This window comes from Kribbella sp. NPDC026596, from assembly GCF_040638415.1.
GTDB lineage: Bacteria > Actinomycetota > Actinomycetes > Propionibacteriales > Kribbellaceae > Kribbella.
The window spans coordinates 141,051-163,449 of sequence record NZ_JBEZYF010000003.1 but is presented as its reverse complement, the minus strand read 5'-3'; the positions used below and the strand labels follow the sequence as shown (position 1 = coordinate 163,449).

The 22,399-nt window shown below is 67.7% G+C and carries 21 protein-coding genes; 12 read left to right on the top strand and 9 right to left on the bottom strand.

Going from position 1 to position 22,399, the window contains the following annotated elements:
• The first annotated feature begins 1 nt into the window (after nt 1).
• Nucleotides 2–241 (top strand): hypothetical protein, encoded by a 240-nt coding sequence (locus AB0E63_RS03625; RefSeq protein WP_360360762.1) that lies wholly within the window; start codon nt 2–4, stop codon nt 239–241.
• 83 nt (nt 242–324) lie between these two features.
• On the opposite strand, the gene AB0E63_RS03620 is transcribed toward AB0E63_RS03625, so the two are convergent.
• From AB0E63_RS03620 to AB0E63_RS03605, 4 genes are read right to left on the bottom strand one after another with little or no spacing between them, the layout of a single operon-like run.
• On the bottom strand, nt 325–1,419 hold the full coding sequence (locus AB0E63_RS03620) for an ABC transporter ATP-binding protein (RefSeq protein WP_360360759.1): 1,095 nt from the start codon (nt 1,417–1,419) through the stop codon (nt 325–327).
• Nucleotides 1,416–3,020, bottom strand: coding sequence for an iron ABC transporter permease (locus tag AB0E63_RS03615; protein WP_360360757.1), 1,605 nt, complete (start codon nt 3,018–3,020; stop codon nt 1,416–1,418). Before AB0E63_RS03615 ends, AB0E63_RS03620 begins: the two co-directional genes overlap by 4 nt.
• Nucleotides 3,004–4,032 (bottom strand): iron ABC transporter substrate-binding protein, encoded by a 1,029-nt coding sequence (locus AB0E63_RS03610; protein ID WP_360360754.1) that lies wholly within the window; start codon nt 4,030–4,032, stop codon nt 3,004–3,006. The genes AB0E63_RS03615 and AB0E63_RS03610 overlap by 17 nt, the downstream gene beginning before the upstream one ends.
• Nucleotides 4,033–4,035: 3 nt before the next feature.
• Nucleotides 4,036–6,525 carry an AMP-binding protein gene (locus AB0E63_RS03605; protein ID WP_360360751.1) on the bottom strand — a complete coding sequence of 830 codons (2,490 nt, stop codon included), beginning with the start codon at nt 6,523–6,525 and terminating at the stop codon, nt 4,036–4,038.
• Between the two features lie 24 nt (nt 6,526–6,549).
• Between AB0E63_RS03605 and AB0E63_RS03600 the strand changes: the two genes are divergently transcribed.
• Nucleotides 6,550–7,116 carry a hypothetical protein gene (locus AB0E63_RS03600; protein WP_360360748.1) on the top strand — a complete coding sequence of 189 codons (567 nt, stop codon included), beginning with the start codon at nt 6,550–6,552 and terminating at the stop codon, nt 7,114–7,116.
• A gap of 280 nt (nt 7,117–7,396) precedes the next feature.
• Here the strand turns inward: AB0E63_RS03600 and AB0E63_RS03595 are convergent, their stop codons facing one another.
• Nucleotides 7,397–7,753, bottom strand: a complete 357-nt coding sequence (locus AB0E63_RS03595; protein WP_360360745.1) for a hypothetical protein — start codon at nt 7,751–7,753, stop codon at nt 7,397–7,399.
• A 28-nt stretch (nt 7,754–7,781) separates the two neighbouring features.
• Here AB0E63_RS03595 and AB0E63_RS03590 point away from each other — a divergent pair, with 28 nt between their 5' ends.
• Nucleotides 7,782–8,255: a hypothetical protein gene (locus AB0E63_RS03590; RefSeq protein ID WP_360360742.1), complete on the top strand. Its 474-nt coding sequence runs from the start codon at nt 7,782–7,784 to the stop codon at nt 8,253–8,255.
• An 88-nt stretch (nt 8,256–8,343) separates the two neighbouring features.
• Complete coding sequence (locus AB0E63_RS03585; RefSeq protein ID WP_360360739.1) at nt 8,344–8,613, top strand: hypothetical protein; 270 nt, start codon at nt 8,344–8,346, stop codon at nt 8,611–8,613.
• A 265-nt stretch (nt 8,614–8,878) separates the two neighbouring features.
• Here AB0E63_RS03585 and AB0E63_RS03580 read toward each other — a convergent pair whose 3' ends face one another.
• Nucleotides 8,879–10,528, bottom strand: a complete 1,650-nt coding sequence (locus AB0E63_RS03580) for a hypothetical protein (protein ID WP_360360736.1) — start codon at nt 10,526–10,528, stop codon at nt 8,879–8,881.
• A 330-nt stretch (nt 10,529–10,858) separates the two neighbouring features.
• On the bottom strand, nt 10,859–11,446 hold the full coding sequence (locus tag AB0E63_RS03575; RefSeq protein WP_360360733.1) for a substrate-binding domain-containing protein: 588 nt from the start codon (nt 11,444–11,446) through the stop codon (nt 10,859–10,861).
• A gap of 29 nt (nt 11,447–11,475) precedes the next feature.
• On the opposite strand from AB0E63_RS03575, the gene AB0E63_RS03570 reads away from it, so the two are divergent.
• Nucleotides 11,476–11,742 carry a universal stress protein gene (locus AB0E63_RS03570; RefSeq protein WP_360360730.1) on the top strand — a complete coding sequence of 89 codons (267 nt, stop codon included), beginning with the start codon at nt 11,476–11,478 and terminating at the stop codon, nt 11,740–11,742.
• Between the two features lie 12 nt (nt 11,743–11,754).
• Nucleotides 11,755–13,230, top strand: coding sequence for a sucrose phosphorylase (gene gtfA, locus AB0E63_RS03565; RefSeq protein WP_360360727.1), 1,476 nt, complete (start codon nt 11,755–11,757; stop codon nt 13,228–13,230).
• A 253-nt stretch (nt 13,231–13,483) separates the two neighbouring features.
• On the opposite strand, the gene AB0E63_RS03560 is transcribed toward gtfA, so the two are convergent.
• Nucleotides 13,484–14,290: a hypothetical protein gene (locus tag AB0E63_RS03560; protein WP_360360724.1), complete on the bottom strand. Its 807-nt coding sequence runs from the start codon at nt 14,288–14,290 to the stop codon at nt 13,484–13,486.
• 177 nt (nt 14,291–14,467) lie between these two features.
• Entirely contained in the window at nt 14,468–14,974 is a 507-nt protein-coding gene (locus AB0E63_RS03555; RefSeq protein WP_360360721.1) for a MarR family transcriptional regulator, read from the bottom strand.
• Nucleotides 14,975–15,065: 91 nt separating this feature from the next.
• Here AB0E63_RS03555 and AB0E63_RS03550 point away from each other — a divergent pair, with 91 nt between their 5' ends.
• From AB0E63_RS03550 to AB0E63_RS03525, 6 genes are read left to right on the top strand one after another with little or no spacing between them, the layout of a single operon-like run.
• Nucleotides 15,066–16,535 carry an MFS transporter gene (locus AB0E63_RS03550; RefSeq protein WP_360360717.1) on the top strand — a complete coding sequence of 490 codons (1,470 nt, stop codon included), beginning with the start codon at nt 15,066–15,068 and terminating at the stop codon, nt 16,533–16,535.
• A 13-nt stretch (nt 16,536–16,548) separates the two neighbouring features.
• Nucleotides 16,549–17,925, top strand: coding sequence for a cytochrome ubiquinol oxidase subunit I (locus AB0E63_RS03545; RefSeq protein WP_360360714.1), 1,377 nt, complete (start codon nt 16,549–16,551; stop codon nt 17,923–17,925).
• Complete coding sequence (locus AB0E63_RS03540) at nt 17,925–18,935, top strand: cytochrome d ubiquinol oxidase subunit II (protein WP_360360711.1); 1,011 nt, start codon at nt 17,925–17,927, stop codon at nt 18,933–18,935. Before AB0E63_RS03545 ends, AB0E63_RS03540 begins: the two co-directional genes overlap by 1 nt.
• On the top strand, nt 18,932–19,165 hold the full coding sequence (locus tag AB0E63_RS03535; RefSeq protein WP_360360708.1) for a hypothetical protein: 234 nt from the start codon (nt 18,932–18,934) through the stop codon (nt 19,163–19,165). Before AB0E63_RS03540 ends, AB0E63_RS03535 begins: the two co-directional genes overlap by 4 nt.
• The gene (locus AB0E63_RS03530; protein WP_360360705.1) at nt 19,155–20,861 is read left to right on the top strand and encodes an ATP-binding cassette domain-containing protein; all 1,707 of its coding nucleotides are present in this window, start codon (nt 19,155–19,157) and stop codon (nt 20,859–20,861) included. Before AB0E63_RS03535 ends, AB0E63_RS03530 begins: the two co-directional genes overlap by 11 nt.
• The gene (locus AB0E63_RS03525; RefSeq protein WP_360360702.1) at nt 20,858–22,381 is read left to right on the top strand and encodes an ATP-binding cassette domain-containing protein; all 1,524 of its coding nucleotides are present in this window, start codon (nt 20,858–20,860) and stop codon (nt 22,379–22,381) included. Before AB0E63_RS03530 ends, AB0E63_RS03525 begins: the two co-directional genes overlap by 4 nt.
• Nucleotides 22,382–22,399 lie beyond the last annotated feature (18 nt).

Sequence of the window (22,399 nt, the reverse complement as noted above, 5' to 3'; positions counted from 1 at the left end):
CGTGCTTGAGCAGGTATTTGGCTCCTGCCTCGAAGTCCTCGGGGCTGAGCACCTCGAAGCCGAAGGCGTCGGCGAGTCGGCTGGTTGTGTTGAAGGCGGTGCAGACTGCCAGCGCGTCTTCGATCTGCTGGGGTGTGGCGCCGGCGGTCAGGACTTCGCGCATGTCTTCGGCACCGATCTTTTGCTCCGTGGTCAGTTTGCCGAGCATTCGCAGCGTTGTGCGGACGCTGAACCCGTCTAATGCTGATTCCAAGAGTTCGCCGGCACGGCGGGCGGCCGTGGACAACGCGTTCGATGACGAGTTGCACCGAGCTCCTCGTCAACTTAGGCCAATCGGTCGACTGAGCTGAACGTCGGCCGGGCTTGATGTGCCCAGTGTGATCCGGCTGGTTTCGGGAACGAGCGGACCTTGTCTGGTACGACGATGCCGACCAGGTCACCGGGTTGAGGTGCGTCGTGTCCGGGGACCCGCGCCACGAGGCGGGTCGTGGTGTCGGTGAGGTCGAGCCGGACCATGGCGTCCGGACCGTGATAGGCCACCGAGGCCACCTGCGCGACCAGTCCGGATGGAGCGCCGAGCACGATCTGCTCCGGCCGGACCATGACCAGCACCTGGCCGGTGGCCGATGCGGCGAGGTCGAGCTTGCCGAGGACACAGTCGACGAGGCGGCCGTCGGCAAGTCCGGGCAGCAGCATGGTTTCGCCGAGGAACGCGCCTACCTCGGGTGTGGCCGGGGTGTCGTACACCTCGGCAGGACCGCCGATCTGTGCGAATCGGCCGTCGAAGATCACCGCCACCTGGTCGGCGAACGAGAGTGCCTCGGCCTGGTCGTGGGTTACCAAGACAGTGGTCGCGCCGCGCTCGGCGAGGGCGGTCAAGGTGGCCTCGCGAGTGGCGGCGCGCAATGCGGTGTCCAGAGACGAAAACGGTTCGTCGAGCAGCACGACGGCCGGCTCGCGGGCCAGCGCCCGGGCCAGCGCGACCCGTTGTTGCTGGCCGCCGGAGAGTTCGTCGGGTCGGCGCCGGGCGAGGTTCGGGGGCAGTCCGACAAGTTCAAGCAGCGGGCCGACCTGGGTCGCGCGGCGACGTTCGGCCCGGGGGAGTCCGAACAGGATGTTGCCGGTGACATCGAGATGCGGGAATAGCGCGCCGTCCTGACGGACGTAGCCGATCCCGCGCCGCTCAGGCGTGACGAGCGTCTGTCCGTTGGTGAGGACCTTCCCGCCGATCTCGATTCGGCCGTGCGTCGGTCGGACGAATCCTGCGAGGGCTCGCAGGAGCGTGGTCTTGCCGCTGCCGGACGGCCCGAGTACGGCAGTAGTGCCGCCCAGGCGGACCTGCAGACTGACCTGGTCGAGCACGGGCGGACCGCCGTACCCGACTGTCAGGCCGGTGATGGAGATGCCGGCGGTCGTCATCGCTGCTCCAGGATCTGTCGGCGCAACAGTAGGGTGAGTGGGGCGGACAGAGCGATCATCGCCGCGGCGTACGGTGCGCTCGCGACGTAGTCCAGTTCGTCGCTCGCGGACCAGAACGCGGTGGCCAGTGTCCTCGTTCCGGTCGGGGCGAGCAACAGTGTCGCGGTCAGTTCGGTCACCGTGGCGAGGAAGACCAGCACGAAACCGGTGACCGCGGAGGGCAGCACCAGCGGGAGCACCACCCGGCTGAACGTCCCGGGCCCGGACACCCCGAGCGAACGAGATGCCTCGATCAGCTCGGTCGGCGCCGCCGCCAGACCTGATCGCCAGGTCACCATCGCCCGCGGCAGGAAGAGGATCGCGTACGCCGCCACGGCGAGTGCGGCGGTCTGATACACCGGCCGCGCCCAGTTCACCGCAAGAGTCACCAGCGCCAGCCCGATCACTACCCCGGGGAGTGCGCTGGCCACGTAGGTCACGCGCTCCAGGCCAACTGCCAGTCGCGACGGGTAGCGGTGCAGCAACCACGCACCCGGCAGGGCGGCAAGCGTCGTGGCCAAGCCAGCCATCGCCGCCAGGCCGATACTTGAGCCGGTTGCCGCGAGCAACGACCCACCGTCGACCACGCCGGTCGTGAACGCCCGGACCAGCCAGCGCAGCACGATCACCGCGGGAACGACCATCGCGAGCCCGGCCAGTACGACGAGCGCCCCGAGCGCCGGCGCGGTCCACAGACCGAGCCGGTGAGCCACCGGCCGCTGCCGCGTTCCGGGACCGAGCCGGGCGATGCGGCGACGGCCGCGCAGTGGTATCTCGATCGCCAGGAATCCCAGACACAGCACCACGAGTACGGCGGCCAGCAGACTGCCGGCGGCGTTGCTGAAGCCGACGGCGAACTGCTGCAGGATCGACGTCGTGAACGTCGGGTACCGCATCATCTGCAGTACGCCGAACTCGGCGAGCAGATGCAGCGCGACCAGCAACGCACCACCGGCCACCGCCGGTCGAAGCTGCGGAGCAACCACCCTGAGCACCGCACCGATCCCGGACGCCCCGAGTGATCGGGCCGCATCGAGATGCCCCTGATCGAGCGCCCGCAGCAGCGCGGCCGCCGGGAGGAAGACGAACGGGTAGTAGGCCAACACTGTCACGAACACCGCGCCGCCAAGCCCCTGCACCGACGGTAGCACCGACGTCCAGGCGTAGCTGCTCACAAAAGCAGGAATGGCCAGCGGCATCAGCAGCAACGTGCGCCACGCCCCAGCCCCAGGCAGTGTCGTTCGCTCGATCAACCAAGCCGCGCCACACCCGAGCACCACGGTCACCGGTACTACGAGCGCGATCAACACCAGCGTATTGCGCAGGAGTTCCGCGGTCCGCGGCCGGAACAGCAGCCGTGAGGCTTCGGCGGTGCCCGCGGACATCGCCTGCCCGAACACCACAAGCACCGGCGCCACGACCAACACGGCCACAACGACTGCGGCGAGCAGGACGAGCCACGGTGTGCGGGCAGACCGGTGGGCCCGGACGACGCGCGGTGCGTCGGCGGGTTCGTCGTACTGGACGACGGGCTTGGTGCGGCGGTCAGAGGATGCCGGCATCGGTCATCAGGTCGGTTACCTTGTCGGAGTTGAGCGTGAACGGGTCGACCGGCGGCGCTTGCAGCGTGCTCAGCGGCGGCAGCGCCGGCGCCGAGGGTGCGCCGATGCCGACCGCGTACTCCATCGAGTTCGAGTCGACGAGCACCTTCTGGCCGGCCTTGCTCGTGACGTACTGCAGGAACTTGCGGGCCTCGGCGGGCTTCTTCGAACCGGCCAGCACTCCGCCGGCCGACAGTGACACGAACGCGCCCGGGTCCTGGTTCCGGAAGTAATGCAGCTGGGTGTTGCCACTGCCCTCCTTGGTCCCGGCTTGGTCCCGGTACCAGTAGTAGTGGTAGATCACACCGCACGGGATCTCGCCCGCGTTGACAGATTTCATCGTCGCGATGTTGTTCTGCAGCGCCCGGGCGTTCGTCTTCAGCCCGTCCAGCCACTTGGTCGTCTTCTCCTCGCCCTGACCCGCGAGCATCCCGGCGACGATCGCCTGGAAGTCCGCGCCGCCCGGCGCGCAGCCCCATCGATCCTTCCACGCCGGATCGGCGAGATCCATCAAGGACTCCGGCAGCTCGGCCTCGGGGAGTTTGGACGGGTTGTAGACCAGGACCGTCGATCGGGCCGCGATCGAGATCCATGCCTTCGACGACGGGGCCAGGTTGGCCGGCACCTGGGCACGGGTCGCGTCCTCGACCGGCGCGAGCATCTTGTTGCGCTCGACCAGCGTCATCGCCGGGCTGTTCTCGGTGAGAAACACGTCGGCAGGGGAGGCGGACCCTTCCTCGACGATCTGGTGACCCATCGAGGAGTCGTTGCCCTGCCGGACCTGCACCTTGATCCCGGTCGCCTTGGTGAACGCCTCGGCCCACGCCTTGGTGAGGTTCTCGTGCTGCGCGGAGTAGACCTGCAGCGAACCGGGATCCGCGACGAACTCGTCCTTCGTCCTGGAGGACCCGCATCCCACCAGGCTCATCGTGCCCAAGGCCCCGAGGCCGGTCAGGAATGTGCGTCGACGCATGGGTCAGTCAGCCCTTCTCATAGTTGTCAGCCAGCGGAGCGCATACGTGCTGATGGCGCAGAACAGCAGACCGGCGGCGAGCGCGGCGGCGAACTGCGTCCACGGGGTGTTGAAGAACGCGAACACCTGGAACTGCACCAGATAGACGTGCAAAGAAGCCGCGGCCAGTACGCCGAGCGGCGGCACCAGCAGACCCGGCACCGGAACGGTGGGCAGCACGGCCAGCAGCACGAGCCCGACCTGGATCGTCAGGTTGCGTTCCCACTCGGGGAAGAATCCGATCGTCGCGAGAGCCGCTACGGCGGCCGCGACCAACTGGCGTTTGCGGGTGTCCGCGACCGCCATCGCGATGCCGGCGACGAACAGCCAGGCCACCGTCCCCGGCAGACCGCGCAGCGGTCCGTCGAACAGGGTGAGGACCAGATAGCGCGGCACCAGCAAGACAGCCAGCGCGGCCATCGTGGTGCGCCAGGGGTCGGCGGCGTACGCGGCGCGCAACCGCGGGATCGCCAGCAGCGCTGTTGTCACGGCGGACACCATCAGCAGCGCTTCGACGAACCAGAAGATGTTGATGTCGCGTGGTCGTACGAGCCAATGCACGAGCGCCAGGTTCGACCAGTCGACGGACCGGAAGCCGAACACCATCACCGCTGCCACGACCATCGCGGGTGCGGCGATCGTGATGGCGCTCCGCGCGGTACGCCGTACCCGATCCGACGTCTCGCGGGCGGACAAGACGTAGCGTGCGAACAGGAAGCCGGCGACCGCCAGCAAGATGTGCGCACCTCCGGCCAGCCGGATCAGTCCAACGTGGCTGCCACAGATCGTCAGCACAGCGACGCCGCGCAGCACCACAGTCGTCTCGACTCGCTGGAAGAGCGCGCGCCGACGTGGCGTACGACGCTGGGCCGCGAGTTCGACCAGGTCCCCGACCGGCCGGTGGTGCCAGTCAGGTGGCAGTTGACCAAGCAAGCGGGTCAGTCCGAGTGACGCCGCGACGTGGTTGAACGAGTCGCCGCCGAGTTCGGCGAAGGATCGGTCGAGGTCGATCTCACTGCGGCCGACCAGTGGCGCAAGTACGCTCAGCACCGAATCACTGGCGGCGGTGTCCACCGCATTCGCATGCAATGCCGCGCAACCGCGGCGGTCGGTCTTCCCGTTGGGCAGGACCGGGAGCTCGGCGACCTCGTGAACCGAGACCACGGAAAGACCGAGGCCCGACGCCGATGCCGCCTGCGCGTGGACCGCGCCGGGCTCCCGGCCGCAGCTCTGGTAGGTGACCTGCAAGTCGTCGTCGGTACCGGTCACGCAGCACGGGATGCCGTCAGCGCGCAGGGCTCGCTCGACCTGGCCGAGGTCGATCCGGATCCCCATGATCTTCACGTGATCGGACCGCCGTCCGACGATCCGGACCAGACCGTCGGCATCGATCCGGGCGAGGTCGCCGGTGCGCAGTTCGGTATGCATCCGGCCGAGGGCGAGGTCGTCCGGGTGTTCGGCGTACCCGAGCATCACGCCGGGTCCGGTGAACATGAGTTCCCCGACCTCCTCGTCGTACTGCTCCAGACCGCTACGGTCCACGCGGAACGTCGAGCCGGCGATCGGCCAGCCGACGGCGTCCGGGTATCGGCCGGCCAGCTCCGGAGGCAGCACCGCCATCCGGGCGGTCGCCTCGGTCTGGCCGTACATCACCGCCAGACCCCAGCCACCGATCCGGCCGCGAGCATCGAGCTCGCGGACCCGCGTGGCTGGCAGCGCACCGCCGGCCTGAGCAAGCAACCGCAACGACGGCACGTCGTCCAGAATCCCTTGTACGTCGAGTAGATCGACCACATGTGGTGTCGCGGGAAGCAGGCTGACCTGGTTCCGGGACAGCTCGTCGGCGAACAACGGGTCGGTCACCGACCCGTTCCACAGCACCGCTGTCGCGCCTGCTCGCAGCTGAGCGTGCAGTACGGACAGACCGAAGCAGTAGTGCAGGGGGAGCGCGGTGATCGCCCTGTCAGCCGGGGTGATCGACAGTGCGGCGGCGATTGCGTCCGCATTGCTGACGAGATTGTCGTGACTGAGCCGTACCAGCTTGGGCGATCCGGTGCTGCCGGACGTGCTCAGCAGCAACGCGAGAGCAGGATGCAGTTCGTACTGCGGCTCGAGGTCCGTTCCGGCGAAGGTGCCGTCGGGGCCGAGCGACACGTCCGGCGGGTAGGCCATCGTGATCGACGTGTGCTCCGGAGGTGTCACCAACGCGACGTGGCCGGCCTTCAGTACGGCGAGGTAGCCGAGTACGACCTCGCGTTCTGCCGCGAGCGGAACGTGCACAAGCCTTCGCCCGGTGTCGACCGACGGCAGGTCGGCAGCGAGCGCGTCGACGCGTTCGGTCAGCTCTGAATAGCTCAGCGAGCCGGACGCGTCGACGAGCGCGGGTTGGTTGGCCTCGACGGTGGCGGACACCAGGACAGCGCCAGGGGTCAGCCTGAGGGACGGCGGAAACACGAGGTGAGGCTAACCTAATACTTCGTGAGAGCTCAACGAGTCGCCCACGTGACTGTGTTCACCATCGGCCTGGCCGCGGCGGACACCGGGCTGCTCGCGTTGCTCGATGATCGCGAGCGGCAGCGGGTCACGCGATGCGCCCGCGAAGCGGATCGCGGCAGGACGTTGCTCGGCGCCGCTTTGCTGCGAGCCGTGGCGGGCGCGTGGCTCGGCGTCCCAGCTCCGACGTTGACTGTGGACCGGACCTGTTCAACCTGCGGCGGCTGGCACGGCCGGCCGACACTTCCCGGCACGGACCTGGACGTGTCGGTGTCACACAGTGGCAAGGTCGTGACGGTCGCCGCGGTCCGCGCCGGTGGCCGGGTCGGCGTCGATGTCGAGAGAGTCCACGACAGGTCGATGGCGGACGTGACCGCCTGGACGATCGCGGAAGCCCGCTTCAAGGCGGGCGGCGGACCCAACCTGACAGTCCATGAACTCCCGCCCCCAGCACCCGGCCACGTCCTGACCCTGGCCACCAACCGGCGCAGCGCCATACCGCAAGTACTCGACGGCACTGCCCTGCTCGCCCAATCGCTGACCGGTCGCTGAGCGGAGGTCAGCGCGCAATCCGGTGGCAATGGCGATTATGTCGATCTGGTGGATGTCCGGGTTGCAGCGGAAGAGGATCAGCTCGTCGCAAGCCTGCTGCGGTGCACCCCACGTTAAGAGCCCGGCTATCAGAACATGGGATGGAGTACCGGCCTTCTGAGCCCTTGAACCCCAGTGCGAGGGGGTCGGGCTCAGCGTGTCCTTCATGCCGCCGAGCGCTCCGTCTACCGCTCGCGGGAGCGCAGCCACGCGGGAAGCGCGCCCACATCGACGCGAGTCTCTAGAGGTCCTCGGCGAACGTGAGGTAGTAGCCGTTCGGGTCTTGCAGGACCAGCTCGCGTCTCCCCCATTCCCGCTCCTCGACGCCAAAGGGGAGGTCGACCTTGCCCTTGAGTTCCTCGGCCACGGCGGCCACGCTTGGCGGGTAGAGGTAGAGACAACCTGTGAGCGTCGGTGCGCCGAGCCACGGCGTATCCCCGGAGAGGAACTGCAAGACAACGCCGTTGCGAGCGACCTCGCACCAGGTGGGATTGTCATCGGGCAAGCGGTCACGTACGTCGAAGCCGGCGGCGGCGTACCACCGGATCGTCTCCACCATGTCATGCGTCTTGAGAATCGCGACGGCGCGGTCGCTCATGCGTCGATCGTAGTGCTCGACGAGAACCGTGTGCACGCACCGGGCTCGGGCGTTGGCCACGATGGCGGCAGCGTTGCGGCCCGGCGGCTGGCTGTTGATCGAGGACGCCGATACCGCTCTGCAGCCACTGGCATGCCTGGACGACAGCGGCCCTGCGCAGCGGCGGGCCAACCGGCTGCGCGACGCGGTCCGGGAGCTGCTGACGTCTCGTGGCGCGGGCCTGCGCTACGGCCGGACACTGCCGCGGGCATTGCGTGAGGCAGGCTTGGTAGATGTCGCCGCGGCTGGTTCTTTCCCGGTCGGCGGGCTGGCCTGCGACCGGCTGGAGGCGGCGACCATCCGGCACGTGCGCGGCGAACTGCTCGCGGCCGGTCTGGCCGACGATTCCGAGATCGACGCACACCTGGCCGCCATCCATGCGGGCAAACTCGACCTGACACTCGCGCCGTTGATCTCGGCCTGGGGACGCCGTCCAACCGAGCACTCACCGGCACTCGGATAGGTGCGGATCCAGGCGTTGTCCGACCTGCCCACAGCGCTGTTCGTCGCAGGGATCTGAGAGGTGTCGGGTTGCCGCGGCTGAGCTCGTCATGAAGAAGTTGCGCAAGGCATTGGCTGCCGGCGGGGATCCGGTCGAGCTGCGGGCGCAGTACAACGCGGCTGTCGGGGAGAACCGGGCTGCTGAGACGGCGTTGGCCGCGGCGCCGAGCGAGAGGCGCCTGAGTCGTGAAGAACTCGAGGGGTACGTCGACCAACTCGGCATCATCGCGAACCCTAGACCGAGCCGATCCGAAGTTCTGGGCGACCCGTTGGCCGACCGTGTGGATAAGTCTGTGTCCGAGGAGGAACACGCACCTTAACCACACGCCTCGAACTCGGTTCGCCGAAGGACAGCCCAACCCCATGACCGCAATCAGTCGAGGATGCCCGGTGGCTCGGACGGTCTGAGCAGTCGGGTTCCTGTGGGAGATCAATGGAACCGATGAAACGCCGCGGATTACCGCCGACGCCGCATACCCCGAAATGCCTGCCTCGATCGTGCTCGACGCGGTTGTGCCGGGGGACGCCGTCGCGGGTCAGGCGGATCCACCGAAGTAGCCCGTGAATCCGCCTGACATGTCTGCTTCAGCTACAGCCAGGGAACGCGAAGGATCCGATCCTGGTCTGCCAGCCGTTGTTGGAGGAGTTCCGGTAGTACTGGTTGACGTACCAGAAGGTGCAGTCGTCCACCGGGTCGACGTTCATCGATGTGTAGTCGCCCCAGCGGTTGCTGACCAGTTGCGATCCGGTGCCTGCGATCATGCTCGCCTCGGCCTGCATCGTGCCGAGTGGCGCGGTGGCGAGCCGGCCGGTGAATCGGACCCCCGGGAACACCTGCTGGCTGGAGACGCTGTAGCCCAGCGCCATGTTGCCCCTCTCGTCCATCGCGACGCTGCCCATCCAGCGGTTTACCTTGTCCGCGGGCGAGTAGGTGCTCTGCTGGTAGACGCTCCAGCCGGAGCCGGTGTTGCGCAGTTCGTACCAGCGGGTGCCGGCGAGCTTCGGCTGTGCTTCGACGGACTGGTTGGTCACCATCGCTTGATGGGTACCGAAGTTGCGATAGGCCAGCCGCCAGATCGGCCGCTGTCGATACGACAGCACGTCGATCAGGTTCTTGGTCCCCGGCTGCGGGATGCACGCGCGGGAGTTGTTGCCACGGCAGGGGAAGATCGAGTCGAACGGTGCCACCGGCAACGATCCGGTGAAGGTGAAGGTCGACGCGGTCGGCGTGGCCCAGTCGACGTGGAACTCGAACACGTTCAGTGCATCAGCTGGTGCGGCATACTGCGCTCCGTCGTCCATCGAACCGACGTAGAAGTTCGGCGTACCGGCGGGCGGCGGCTGGTTGCCATCTAGGTCTGTCGGGAGCAGGCCGTCGCCCTGCAACCATGGGGTGGTGCCCGGTGGCAGGAGGAAGCTGACCACGGCGGCGTTGGGGTTCCCGGCGTACAACTGATCCTTGTTGACGACGTAGGCGCCGTTGCCGGCGAAGTTGTCGTCCGGATCGAACTCCCTGGTGCTGATGTAGAGCCCGTCCGGCCACACGCCGTACTTGGGATAGTCGGGGAAGTTGAGGCCGGTCGGTACGGCGTACCGGAAGTAGGCGCCGAGCGGGTCGGATGTCTGCGAGACCGCGATGCAGTTCCAGTAGTTCGGGCCGAGGGCGGTGAACTGGGTGAGGATCCAGCGGTCGGCGAACTGGTCGTGCAGGACGATCGGGTCGCCGGCGCTGTCGGAGCAGTCCGGTATGGCGAAGCCCTGCCACAGCGTGCCGAGGTCAGCCGGTCCGAACAGCTTCGTGCCGAACTTGTTGTAGATCGCGAAGCTGAGGTTGACCATCTCGACGTAGTGGTTCGGACCGACGTCTCCGACCGGGTCAGGCGGTGAGACCTGCTGGATGTTGGGTACGCCCTCGAACGACTGGATCAGCGTCGGCGCGTCGCCCGCTGCCGGTGCGGTCTGTAAGGCGGCGTCCCCGGTGTACCCGGTGTCTCGCGGCACGGCGCCCCGCTCGGCGGGGCTGGTTCCGGTCCTTCGCGGTGCGACGACTCGAAGATCGCGCAGCGGCTTGCTGCGGTCGAAGGCGGCGACTTTCGACACCTTCGGCTTCTGCTGCTCCTGCCGCTCGGGAGCGCCGGAGGCGCTGGTGGCGGCGAGGGTCGATGCGGCGAGTGCAGCCACGACGATCGCGACGATGACGCCTCGGCGGCGCGAGGCTGTGGACACGGTGCGCATGGGTTCCTCCCGGTGCACGTGCGAGCGCGACCGGTCCCCGCGCGACCCCCTCGAGTCAGTCGCACCCGGGGGCGGCCACGGGTGCGTCGACGACGTACCACTCACCTCGCTAGCACCAGCGCCACGCTGGGTCAACAGGCTGCGCATGACAACCGTCGCTGCGCCAGTCAACTCAGGTGCTTGCCGCCCGGCGGACGGTGCTGCCACTGATCGGCCGAGTGTCCGAGGTCTGATCAGGTACTGCGTTCAGTCGGGCGAAGGGGTCGACGGGCCGAGGCCCCGGTGCAACTGCAAGCCGAAACCCGTGGCGAACTCTGGTCACGCGGGTGATCAGCGTTTGCGGCGGGTAGGACGTGGGGGCGCTGAGCTGGCGCGGAGGACGAGATGGGTCGGGAGGATGATGTCGGTGTCGGGCTCGTGATCCGACGGCGTCCCCAAGGATTGCAGCAGTAGTTGGGCGGCGACCGCGCCTTGCTCGTGGGCGTCTTGTGCCACGGTGGTCAGGTCGAGGACCTGTGCCAGCTCGTGATCGTCGATGCCCACGACCGACATTCTTTCGGGCACCTGGAGGCCGGCCCGGCGTAGTGCCCACAGTGCTCCCAGGGCCAGTTCGTCGTACTCCGCGAACACCGCGGTCGGCAGTACCGGTCCGGACAGGAGTTGCGCCATCGCGGCCGCGCCGCCTTCGAGCCCGTAGCGACCGGTGACCGTGAGGTCCGGATCGACCGGGAGCCCAGCGGATCTCAGGGCTTGGTCGTAGCCCTGACGGCGTTGCTCGGAGGAGGCGAAGCCGAAGCCGGGATCGTCCGGTGCGCCGGCGATGAAGCCGATCTTCTCGTGCCCTTGGTGCAGCAGGTGGTTGACCGCGGTTCGGGCCGCGGCGACCTCGTCGATGCGTACCGAGGGCGAGCCGGGCACGTGGGCCCGGCCTCGCCCTGGACCTGGCCATGATGACAGCGAGGAAGGAGGGGGCGACCGTCTCCGCCGCCCTCCTCGTCGATGGCGAGCCGTCCAGTGCGCTCACCACCACGGCCGAAGAGCGTTCCGCGGACCTGATCGTGCTTGGTGCCGTCCATGACCGCTCACTCGCGGACAGACTGCTCGGGACGGTGGCCACCGAAGTGACCAAGCGGGCCGGCTGCGACGTACTCGTCGTCCGGCCGGTCGACGAGCAGGGTGATCTGGAGGTTCCCGAGGACGCACCGCGGGTCTGACGGCAGGTGACCATGGCAGACAAGGTTGAGCTGATCGCCTACGCGGACCGCCTCGGCGGAGACCTGCCGGGCCTGCATGAAGTACTGCGCGGGCCGCTCGCGGGACTGTTCGGCGGGGTCCACGTGCTGCCGTTCTTCCCGCGGTACGACGGCGCCGACGCCGGCTTCGACCCGGTGGACCACACCGAGGTCGACGAACGGCTCGGCAGCTGGGAGGACGTCGCGCGCCTCGCGAAGGACTTCGACCTGATGGTGGACGTCATCGTCAACCATGTCTCGGCCGATTCCCCGCCGTTCGTGGATTGGCTCGCGCACGGCGGGCGGTCCGAGTACGCCGGTATGGTCCTCACCTTCGCCGGCGTCTTTCCCGACGGGGCGACCGAGGAGATGCTGCTGCGCCTGTACCGGCCGCGTCCCGGGCTGCCGTTCACGCCGTACCAGCTCGCGGACGGCACCAAGCGGCTGGTCTGGACGACGTTCACACCGCAGCAGATCGATATCGACGTACGGCAGGCGGGGACGCGCGAGTACCTGGTCAAGGTTCTCAACCGGCTCGCCGCGGCCGGGGTACGACGAGTGCGTCTGGACGCGGTCGGCTACGCCGTGAAGACGCCAGGGCTGACCTCGTTCATGACCCCGGAGACGTTCGAGTTCATCGACGACGTCACCGTCTGGTGCCGCGAGCGCGGACTCGAGGTTCTCGTCGAGGTCCACTCGTACTACCTCCGGCAGATCGAGATCGCACGGCGGGTGGACCGCGTCTACGACTTCGCCCTTCCACCGCTGGTGCTCCACGCGATCACCGCAGCGGACGCTGACCCGCTCTTGAGCTGGCTGGCCATCCGGCCACCGGGCGCGGTCACCGTGCTCGACACCCATGACGGCATCGGAGTGATCGACGTCGGCGCCGACGCCACCGACCGGTCCCAGCCCGGACTGCTCACACCCGAGCAGATCGATCGCCTGGTCGAGGCGATCCACGACGGCAGCGGAGGCACCTCACGCCGGGCGACCGGCGCCGCCGCCTCCAACGTCGATCTGTACCAGGTGAATTGCACCTTCTACGACGCCCTCGGCCGGGACGACGACCGCTACCTGCTGGCTCGGGCGGTGCAGTTCCTCACGCCCGGGATCCCGCAGGTGTACTACGTCGGACTCCTCGCCGGCTCCAACGACATGAAGCTCCTGGCACGCTCCAACGTCGGGCGCGACGTCAACCGCCACCACTACACACGCGCGGAGATCGAGCACGAGCTGCGACGCCCGGTGGTGCAGGCACTGCCTCGACTCATCCGCTTCCGCAACTCCCACCCGGCTTTCGAGGGCACGTTCTCAGCCGCGGGCGGCGGCCCTCACCTGACCTTGACGTGGACCCACCACAACGACCACGTAACCCTCGACGCGACCCTCGACACCCCGTCGGCCACCCTCACCTGGACCGAACCAGGCACCTGCCGAACTGCGCGGCTACACGAACTCCCTTTCTGACTCCTGCCCCGGCGGCACCCTGACCGGAGTGGATTCAGCTACTTCGACACCGACGGCCGCAGCGGGGGTGTGATCCTGCAGGTGCGCTCGTCCCCAGCGTCTTGAAGCGGCCGCGGCGATCTGAGGCGAACAGCTAGCGATCCGCCTCGCTGAACAGCAGCGAGTCGAGTCCTCTTCGGAGTCCGGCCTCGTCGGCGACCCGGCGAATCGCCAGCAGGGTTCCGGCGAGAACGAGACCGCCTCGGCCGGGTAGTCAGCTGGGGAAACGCGGCTGGTAGTCGCGGATTACCTCGTGGACCTTTCGGTAACCGATGATGCCGAGCAGGATCGCGGTCGCCACGGCGGCCAGGGCGCCGGTGATGGTGCGAAGCGTGGCCCCAGCGTCGGCGGCCTCGCAGATCACCGCGGCCAGCACGCCGGTGACGACGGCGTTGATAATGCCCACAATGACGGGCGATCCCGAGAGCCAGTGGGTCAGGCCGACCCGGCTGCGAAAGCTGTAGGTCTTCAACAGCCCGGGTGCGTCATCATGATGGCTTGCGACAAAGTACGGCTCCAGCTCAGGTGCGAGCTCAAGGTAGGCGTGCCGTAGCCGGTTCATGCCGATCACCAGCCAGGCGTCCTCGATATCGGCCTCGATGAGGCGGAAGTACGTTCCCACGCCGACAAGTAAGGCAACGGGGAGAACAAGTAGTGCGAACGTCTGGAAGCTCTGCCCGAATCCGGTCGCGTTCGCCACCAGTGAGAGGGCGATGACGGTGGCCGAGAGGACGGTCAGATAGGTGCCGGTCCGGCTGAAGATCTCGTTCCACGTCATACTGCGCGTGGCGAGCAAGCTCCAGTGCTCGGTCGCGAGGAATTGCGCATGCGGGCTGCCCGTGGTTTCGACGCCGTCGAGTGGTGGCGGGGTTCTGACCGATGGCTGTTGCCTCATCCGATCTCCCATGCTGGTACTGCGCCTTCCGCGACAGCCACGGACGCGCCCTGAACTGTTGATGTCGGCGCTCTTGATGACTGGCCCCTTGTTTCGAGTGTGGACGGCGATGCGTTCTACTGCCACCCCTCACAGACAACCGCACGCGTGAACGGCCGACAACCACGATGATGTCAACGCTGTGAGGTGGTCTGGTTCTCAGCGCGGCGATGGATGCAGTTGCCAATCGCAACTAGGAGTCGTCACTGGTCCCAAAAACACAAGAAGCCGCACCCGTGCCGCCGGGCGTGCGGGTGCCGGAGGCTACGCCGGTGGGTGCGCGGACGGGGTTGGTGGCCGTGTCCTCACCAGGCCGTCCTTGACAGCGGTGAGGAGGATGAGGGTCGCGTCGAGGTGGGTGGTGTCGTGGTCGGCTGCTGCGCCGACGGCGGTTGCCCACTCATGTCGCGCGAGGGCTAAGTTGCTGCGTCCGTGTTCGGTCGGGCTGACGGTGACGCCACGGCCGTCGGTCGGGTTGGCCTGCCGCTGGATGAGGCCCTTCTGTTCGAGACCGCGCAGTGTCGTGGAGAGATTGGTGCGCTGCAGTCCAGTGCCGGCGGCGATCTGGCTGGGGGCGGCAGCTTCACCCTGGAGCAGGTAGCGCATCACGATGCCCTCCGACTGGGTCAGGGAGACGGTCCGTTCGTCGGAGTAGCCGCGGTACTGGATCTCGCGGCTGATGATCAGCGCCAGATCGGCGAGCTCGGCCCAGCGCTCCTCGGCGGCTGGTCTGCGGGAGAGGCGCGCCGGCCGCGATGGGTTCTTCGTCACACCTCCAGCATAGATGGTTGTCGGCGCATAGTTATGAATGCATACTGATCTTGTCTTTATAGTTATCGAGTCATAATCAGTTGGAGTCGATATGGCCGTTACTTTTCCAGCGCGGCGGGCCGGCGCGACGTCACCGCGTGCGGAAGCGCTGTCCGGCGGGTTGCACCCCGTCGGCGTGTTCTTCCTGCTCGCCGGTGCGTTCCTGCCGATCATGGATTTCTTCATCACCAACGTCGCGCTGCCGAGCATCGACGCCTCGCTGCACGCCTCGGCGTCCCAGCTGGAGCTGGTGATCGCCGGGTACGGCGTCGCGTACGCCGCTCTGCTGGTCCTCGGTGGCCGGCTCGGTGATCGCTTCGGCCGTCGCCGCATGTTCCTCGGCGCACTCGTCGGGTTCATCGTGGCTTCGGCGGTGTGTGGTTTCGCGCCGACCGTCGGCGTACTGATCGCCGCCCGCATCGTGCAGGGCGCGACCGCCGCTCTCCTCATTCCGCAGGTACTCGCGACCTTCCATCACACCCTCGAGCACGAACGCAAGGCACGGGCTCTGGCCCTGTACGGCGCGACGTCCGGGATCGCAGCCGTGGTCGGGCAACTCGTCGGCGGGCTGCTGGTCAGCGCCGACATCGCCGGAACGTCGTGGCGGCCGATCTTCTTGGTCAACGTACCGATCGGCCTGGTGGTGCTGGTCGTCGCGGCCCGGATCGTGCCCAGCACTCATTCGGAGCATCCGGTCGGCGTCGACCTGCCCGGCACCGTGTTGTTCGCCGCCACGCTGACCGCAGTACTGATCCCGCTCACCGAGGGACACTCGCTGGGCTGGCCGTGGTGGACCTGGGCGATGATCGGCCTCGCGGTCGTTCTCGGCGCCGCCACCGCCGTGGTGGAGCGGCGTACGGAGCGACAGGGCCAGATCCCACTGCTACCACCGTCGCTGCTCAAGCTGCCGTCGATGTCGCGTGGTCTGGTGATGGTGTTCGCATTCAGCATCGGCTTCGGCGCGTTCATGTTCGTGTTCGCCCTGACCGTCCAGGACGGCTTACACGAGGACGCACTCCATGGCGGCCTGGCGATCCTGCCGATGGCGTTGATGTTCTTCCTCGGCTCGCTGTTTGCGCCGCGGGTGATCGGTCGCTTCGGGCGGGCGGCCTTGTCGGTGGGCGCGGTCGTTCAACTGGCCGGCCTCGCCTCACTAGTTGCCGTCGTCGTCGGCCGCTGGCCACACGTCACCCTCTGGGACATGGCCATCCCGCTCGCGCTGGCCGGCGCCGGGCAGTCCATGCTCTTCGCCGGCCTGTTCCGCAGCGTGCTCGCCGATGTCCCGACGCACCTCGGCGGTGTCGGCAGCGGCGTACTGATCACCCTTCAGCAGAGCGGACTCGCGCTCGGGGTAGCCACCCTCGGCACGCTCTACCTCGCCCGCGCCGAGCACAACACCGCACATGCCTTCGCCACCGTCGAAGTCGTGCAGATGGTCATCATCGCCCTGCTGGCCATCGGCGCCGCCGCACTGCCGCGGTTCACCAAGGCGGCCGTGGACGCGCCCGTACTCGACGCCTGACCGGAGAGTCGACATGAGTCTGATCGATCTGTCGCGGTGGCAGTTCGTCATCACCGTGATGTTCCACATGACGTTTCCGGCGATCACGGTCGGGCTGTCGATCCTGCTGAGCGTCCTCTACGGGATGTACTGGAAGACCAGCGAGGCGGTCTATCTGCAGCTGTTCCGGTTCTGGCGCCGCGTCTTCGCGGTCGGGTTCGCGATCGGAGTCGTGGCCGGCATCGTCATCACCTTCGAGATGGGGCTGAACTGGGGCGGGTACGCCGCGAAGACCGGTCCGGTCATCGGCCCGATCATCGGCATGGAGGTCGTCACGGCGTTCTTCGTGGAGGCTGGGTTCATCGGCGTCCTGCTGTACGGCGACGGACGGGTCCGGCACGCGACGATGTTCGCCTCGTCGGTGATGGTGTCGCTCGGCACGATCCTGTCCTCGACCTGGATCGTCGCCGCGAACTCCTGGATGCAGACGCCGGCCGGGTTCGTCGTACGCGACGGGCGGTTCGAGCCGACCGACTGGGTGAACGCGATCTTCAACCCGTCGTTCGTCTGGCGGTGGCCGCACATGGTGCTCGCCGTACTCATCTCCGCCGCGTTCTTCGTGGCCGGCATCGGTGCGTACTACCTGGTCAAGGGCCGGGCTCTGACGTTCGCCCGCCAGTCGGTGTCGATCGCACTGGGTGTGGCGGCGATGCTGGTGCCGGTGCAGATCTTCGTCGGTGACCACACCGCCGGCGCGGTCCTGCCGCACCAGCTGTCCAAACTGGAGGCCCTCGAAGGCAACTGGACCGAAGGCAACACCGGCTTCGTGCTCTTTGCGATCCCCGACCAGCAGGCGCAGCGCAACCTCGTGGAGCTGAACATCCCGTGCCTTGGCAGCGCGATCAACCGGGACCTCACCTGCAAGACGGCGATCCCCAGGCTTGAGCTGACGCCGAAGGCCGATCGGCCGGATATGGCCGCGGTCTTCTGGGGCTTCCGGGTGATGTTCCTGGCCGCGCTACTGATGTTCGGTACTGTCTTCTACGCGACTGTCCTGCGCTTTCGCCGAAAACTGTGGATCTCCAGACGCTTCCACCGGTTCCTACTCTGGACGACACCTGTGGGCATCCTTGCGATCCTGGGCGGCTGGGCCACGGCCGAGACGGGGCGCCAACCGTGGGTGGTGTTCGGTCAGCTGCGCACCGCGGACGCCGTGTCGCACCTGGCGCCCGGCGAGCTCGTGTTCTCCGTGGTCGGCTTTTCGTTGCTGTACGTCGTGATGCTGGTCGCGTACGTCGCCTACATCGTGCACACGGTGCGGATCGGTCCCGACCAGGTCGATCCCGATGAACGCCACCCGGTTCTCGACACGGTCCCGATGGCCGGGCTTGCCGGCGGGAGGATGAACTGATGGCCACGATCTGGTTCTTGCTCATCCTGCTGTGTCTGCTGATGTACGTCGTACTGGACGGCTATGACCTGGGTATCGGCATCGCCTCCTTGATCGAACCGGACGCGACCTGTCGGCACGAGATGGTCGAACAGGTCGCCCAGGCCTGGGACGGCAACGAGACCTGGCTGGTCCTGCTCGGCGTGTGTCTGTGGGCAGGTTTCCCGGCGGCGTTCGGTGCGATGCTCCCGCATGCGTATCTGCCGGAGATCGTCATGTTGTTCGGGCTGATCGTTCGCGGGGTCAGCGTGGAGATGGCCTCCCAGGCCCATCCCGCTCCCCGGTGGGAGAAGGCCTTCGGCGTTGGCTCACTGACCGCGGCGCTTGCTCAAGGCGTAGCCGTTGCGACCTTGACCGCGCAACTCGGCGTGGTGCACGGAGCGTTCTCCGGCTCGCCGTTCGGCGCGATCAGTTGGTTCTCCGCGCTGTCCGCGGTGACAGTCGTCTGTGGCTACCTGGCTTTGGGGTACGCCTACACGAAGTGGAAGGCAATCGGGCAACTCCGTGCCCGAGCGGGACGTCGCGGCACGGTCTGCGCCGGGGTCGCATCGCTCCTAGCTGCTATTTGCCTCCTGGAGGTCGGCAGTACAGCAACTCCGCTGAGCCTGCACGGTCCTGCGCGGATCATCGCCTTCGCCGGGCTCCTGCTGTTCGCCCTTGCCGGTGTGGTGATGAGCGTGATGACCTTGCGGCCTTCTTCGCAGTACGACGGCATCCCCTTCGTGGGCCTGGTCACCGCCGTGGTGGCGCTGGTCATCGCCCTGGTGGTGGCCCGCTATCCGGTGCTGGCGTCACCTCATCTGACGCTCGCCAACACAGCGGCTCCGTCCGGCACGCTGGCGTTTCTCGCGGTGGGGATCGGGCTGAATGTGCCGCTGATCCTTTTCTACAACTGGTTCGCTCACCACGCCTTCCGAGGCAAGGCGCCGGCCAACCATCTCTCGAACGGAACGGCAGGAGGCGCTCGATGAGCGCTCGAACCCAGGTCGCGCACGTGCGCCGATTGCTCGCTCGCACGGTGCTCGCCGTCGGCGGAGTTGTCGTCGGCTGGTTGCTGTACTGCGTGTGTCAGGGAATGTTCTCCGGCTATCCCAAGCATTACGGCCGCCGCCTGCTCAGCATCGCGTGCATGGTTCTCATTGCCCTGACCGGCGGGATCGCCTGGATCATCGATGAACACCGGATGCACGATGACGACTGACCGGGCCGGGACGTCAACAGTGGAGGCGGGCGAGTGGCTCGCCACTGCCGCGTCGTCCGGCTATCGGTGGCTGCTGTCCGCGGCCGGCTGCCAGGCATTGGAGACGGCGTTCACCATCGCCCAGTGGGTGGGTCTGGCACTGATCGCAGGTGATGTTCTTCACGGCGATCGGCCGACCTGGCGGGGACTGGGTGTCCTGTTCGGTGGCGGCCTTCTCGCGGCGGGAACGACCTGGAGCGCGGCACGATTCCAGGCCGCCGGCCGCCTCCGGATCGCCTACGCGATGCGGCGGCGACTGGTCGCCGGACTGCTACCGGCCAGCCGGCGGCACACGGAGCCAGATCCCGCGGCGGCTGCACTCGCAGCAGTGGAGTTGACCGACGACATCGCCGACTTCCACGCGCAGGCCCTACCACAGCGAACGTCTGCCCCTGTATCGATGGCGCTGATTCTCGTCACCACAGCGGTGGCGCAGTGGCCCGCCGCCGTGATCCTGCTGCTGGCGAGCTTGCTCCTCCCACTGAACCTGAGGCTCGCGGGTCTGTTCGCCAAGGAAGGGGCCGACGCGCGGATGGCGGCCACCACCAGGCTCGGCGCGGTCGTCCTCGACAGCTTCCGTGGCATGCCCACGCTTCGAAATGTCGGGGCGTTGGCGCGGCGCCGTACCGAACTGGCTCGCACAGCCGACGACTTGAATGCGATGACCATCGCCGTTGTACGACGGGCCGCGCTGTCCGGCGCGGTGATGGATGTCGTGATCACGTTCTCCATCGCGGCCAACGCGACGTACGTCGGCCTGTCGCTGCTCGGCTACGTGCGGATCGGTGCTGCGCCCAGCATGACACTGTTCCGTGGCCTGCTCGCTCTGCTGATCTGCCCGATGTACTTCCGGCCGATGCGGGCCATGGCTGCCGCGTACCACCGCAAGGAACGAGCACTGGCGGCGGTTCCGGCGATCCGGGGGCTCCTCGTCGAGCCGGAATCCTCTGTGGTGGCGGGCGATCGCGTACCGCCGTCGGGTGCGCCCGTGACTGTTGTCCTGGGCAACGTCTCTCTCCGGTTCCCCGCCACAGAGGAGCCCACACTGCGAGACGTGAACCTGACCGCTCATGTGGGAGGCTGGACGGTTGTGGCCGGGCCTTCCGGTGCCGGCAAGACCACCTTGCTGTCGCTGATCGCCGGAGTACGCACGCCGAGTCATGGGTCCGTCCAGTGGCTGACCCCGAGCGGAGCGTCGGCGCCACGGTTCGGTGGCTGTGCCTGGATCGGCCAGCAGACGGTGCTGCTGCCGGGATCGATCGGCGACAACATCCGGATCGGACGACCGAACGCCAGCCGTGCGGACGTCGAGCGCGCGATCGTCGCGGCCGGGTTGGCTGAGGTCGTCGCACGACTTCCGCAGGGCCTGGACACGCCGCTGGGGGAGGGCGGCTCGGGTCTGTCGACCGGCGAGGCACGACGCATCGCGATCGCCCGCGCGTTCCTCAGCGATGCGGGTCTGTGGGTCCTCGACGAGCCGACCGCGCATCTCGACGCGGACACCGAGGCGCAGATCATTGTTGCCCTACGCAACGCCACCCGTGGCCGCACCGTCGTCGTGGCCACGCACTCGACGGCTCTCGCCCGCTCCGCGGACCTCCTGCTCGGTCTGACCGATGGGACGATCCGCACCGACCAGGAGGCGATGCGGGTATGAGAACGAAGGCGCTCGCACCCATCGGCCTGCTGCTGGCCGTTCTCGCCGAGGCCTGCTCCGTCGGTCTGCTCGGACTTTCGGGATGGTTCATCGCCGCTTCAGCCGTTGCTGGAGCCAGCACCTACAGCGTGTTTTCCTATCTCGCGCCAAGCGGTGGGGTGCGCGGGCTCGCGCTCGTCCGGATTGCGACTGGCTATGCCAACCGGGTGGTCCTGCACGCGGCCGCCCTCCGGCGGACGAGTGCCGCCAGGCTCGACGTCTACGACCAGGCCGCAGGAGCCGAAGGCGCTGCCTGGTCCGGTCAGTCGCTGGACCGGGTCATGGCTGACGCAGACACCATCGGCATGGCGGTCATCCAGGCCACTGCGCCCGTAGTCGTCGGCGCCGTGATGACAGGAGGCGGCTGCGCTGCGATCGTGCTCGCCGGCTATCCGCTCGTGGCGCTGGCACTGGTCGTCGCCGTGATCGCCTGCGCAGTGCTCGCCGCAGCCACAGCTCGCCGGATGGATGAGACCGGCCACACCCGCGGTCTGCTGCGGACCGAACTGGTTACTGCGGTCGAGGCATGGCCCGAGATGGCGTCGTTAGGAGCCTCAGACCAGCTTGTGCACCGCACACTGCGCCGCCTGGACGCCTTCGAGAGCACGCGAAACAGCCACATTGTGACCACGGCTGGTGCTCTGGGCGGCGTCCGCGCAGTGGCGGCCATCGGGCTGCTGTTCGCGGTTCTGCTCGCCGCACCGGCCGGTGGCTCGGTCGCGAGTTTGGTCTTCGTTGCTTTGCTGGCGGCTGGAGTCATGGCCAATGCAGAGCGTCTGGTGGACGCCGCGACGGCGTGGGTCCAATCGCGCCGGGCCGAGGCTCACCTCGCGCCGGTCGGCGAAGATGTGTGCCGCCGGCCGGAGGTCGCCAAGACGTTCCGTGTCGAGTACGACGGTCACGGCCTCGCCGTGTCGAGTTACCAACTGCCCGCCACACCAATGCGGCATGCTCGCGAGATTGGATTCAGGGTCAGTGCCGGCCAGAGCCTCGTCATAACCGGCCCGTCCGGCACCGGAAAGACCACGCTCATCACAGCCGTCGCCACAGCGCTCCGGCGACAGCCCGGTTCGGCCGTCGTCACCGCTGTACTGGCCGATGACTACCTGTTCACCGGGACGGTCGCCGACAACTTCTGCCTGGCCAACCCGAGCGCGAATGCCGCCGAGGTCGCCGACCTGCTCACCGCCATGGCCCTCGACCACGCCGGGGTGGGACCGCAGACCAGTCTGGGCGTCGGTGGGCGCAGCCTGTCCGGCGGCGAGCAGCGCCGACTCCACCTCGCTCGCGCCCTCGCTACCCAACCCGACGTACTCCTCATCGACGAGCCGACGACGGGCCTGGACACAGACACCGCCAGCCAGGTCCTGTACGCCGTACGGCGCTGGCTACCCCAGGCGATCCTGATCATGTCCATGCATCAGCCGCCGGCAGACACGGGACCTCTCGGGCCCGACTGGACCACGGTGTCAGTCGGATGAGCGCGCCGTACAAGATCC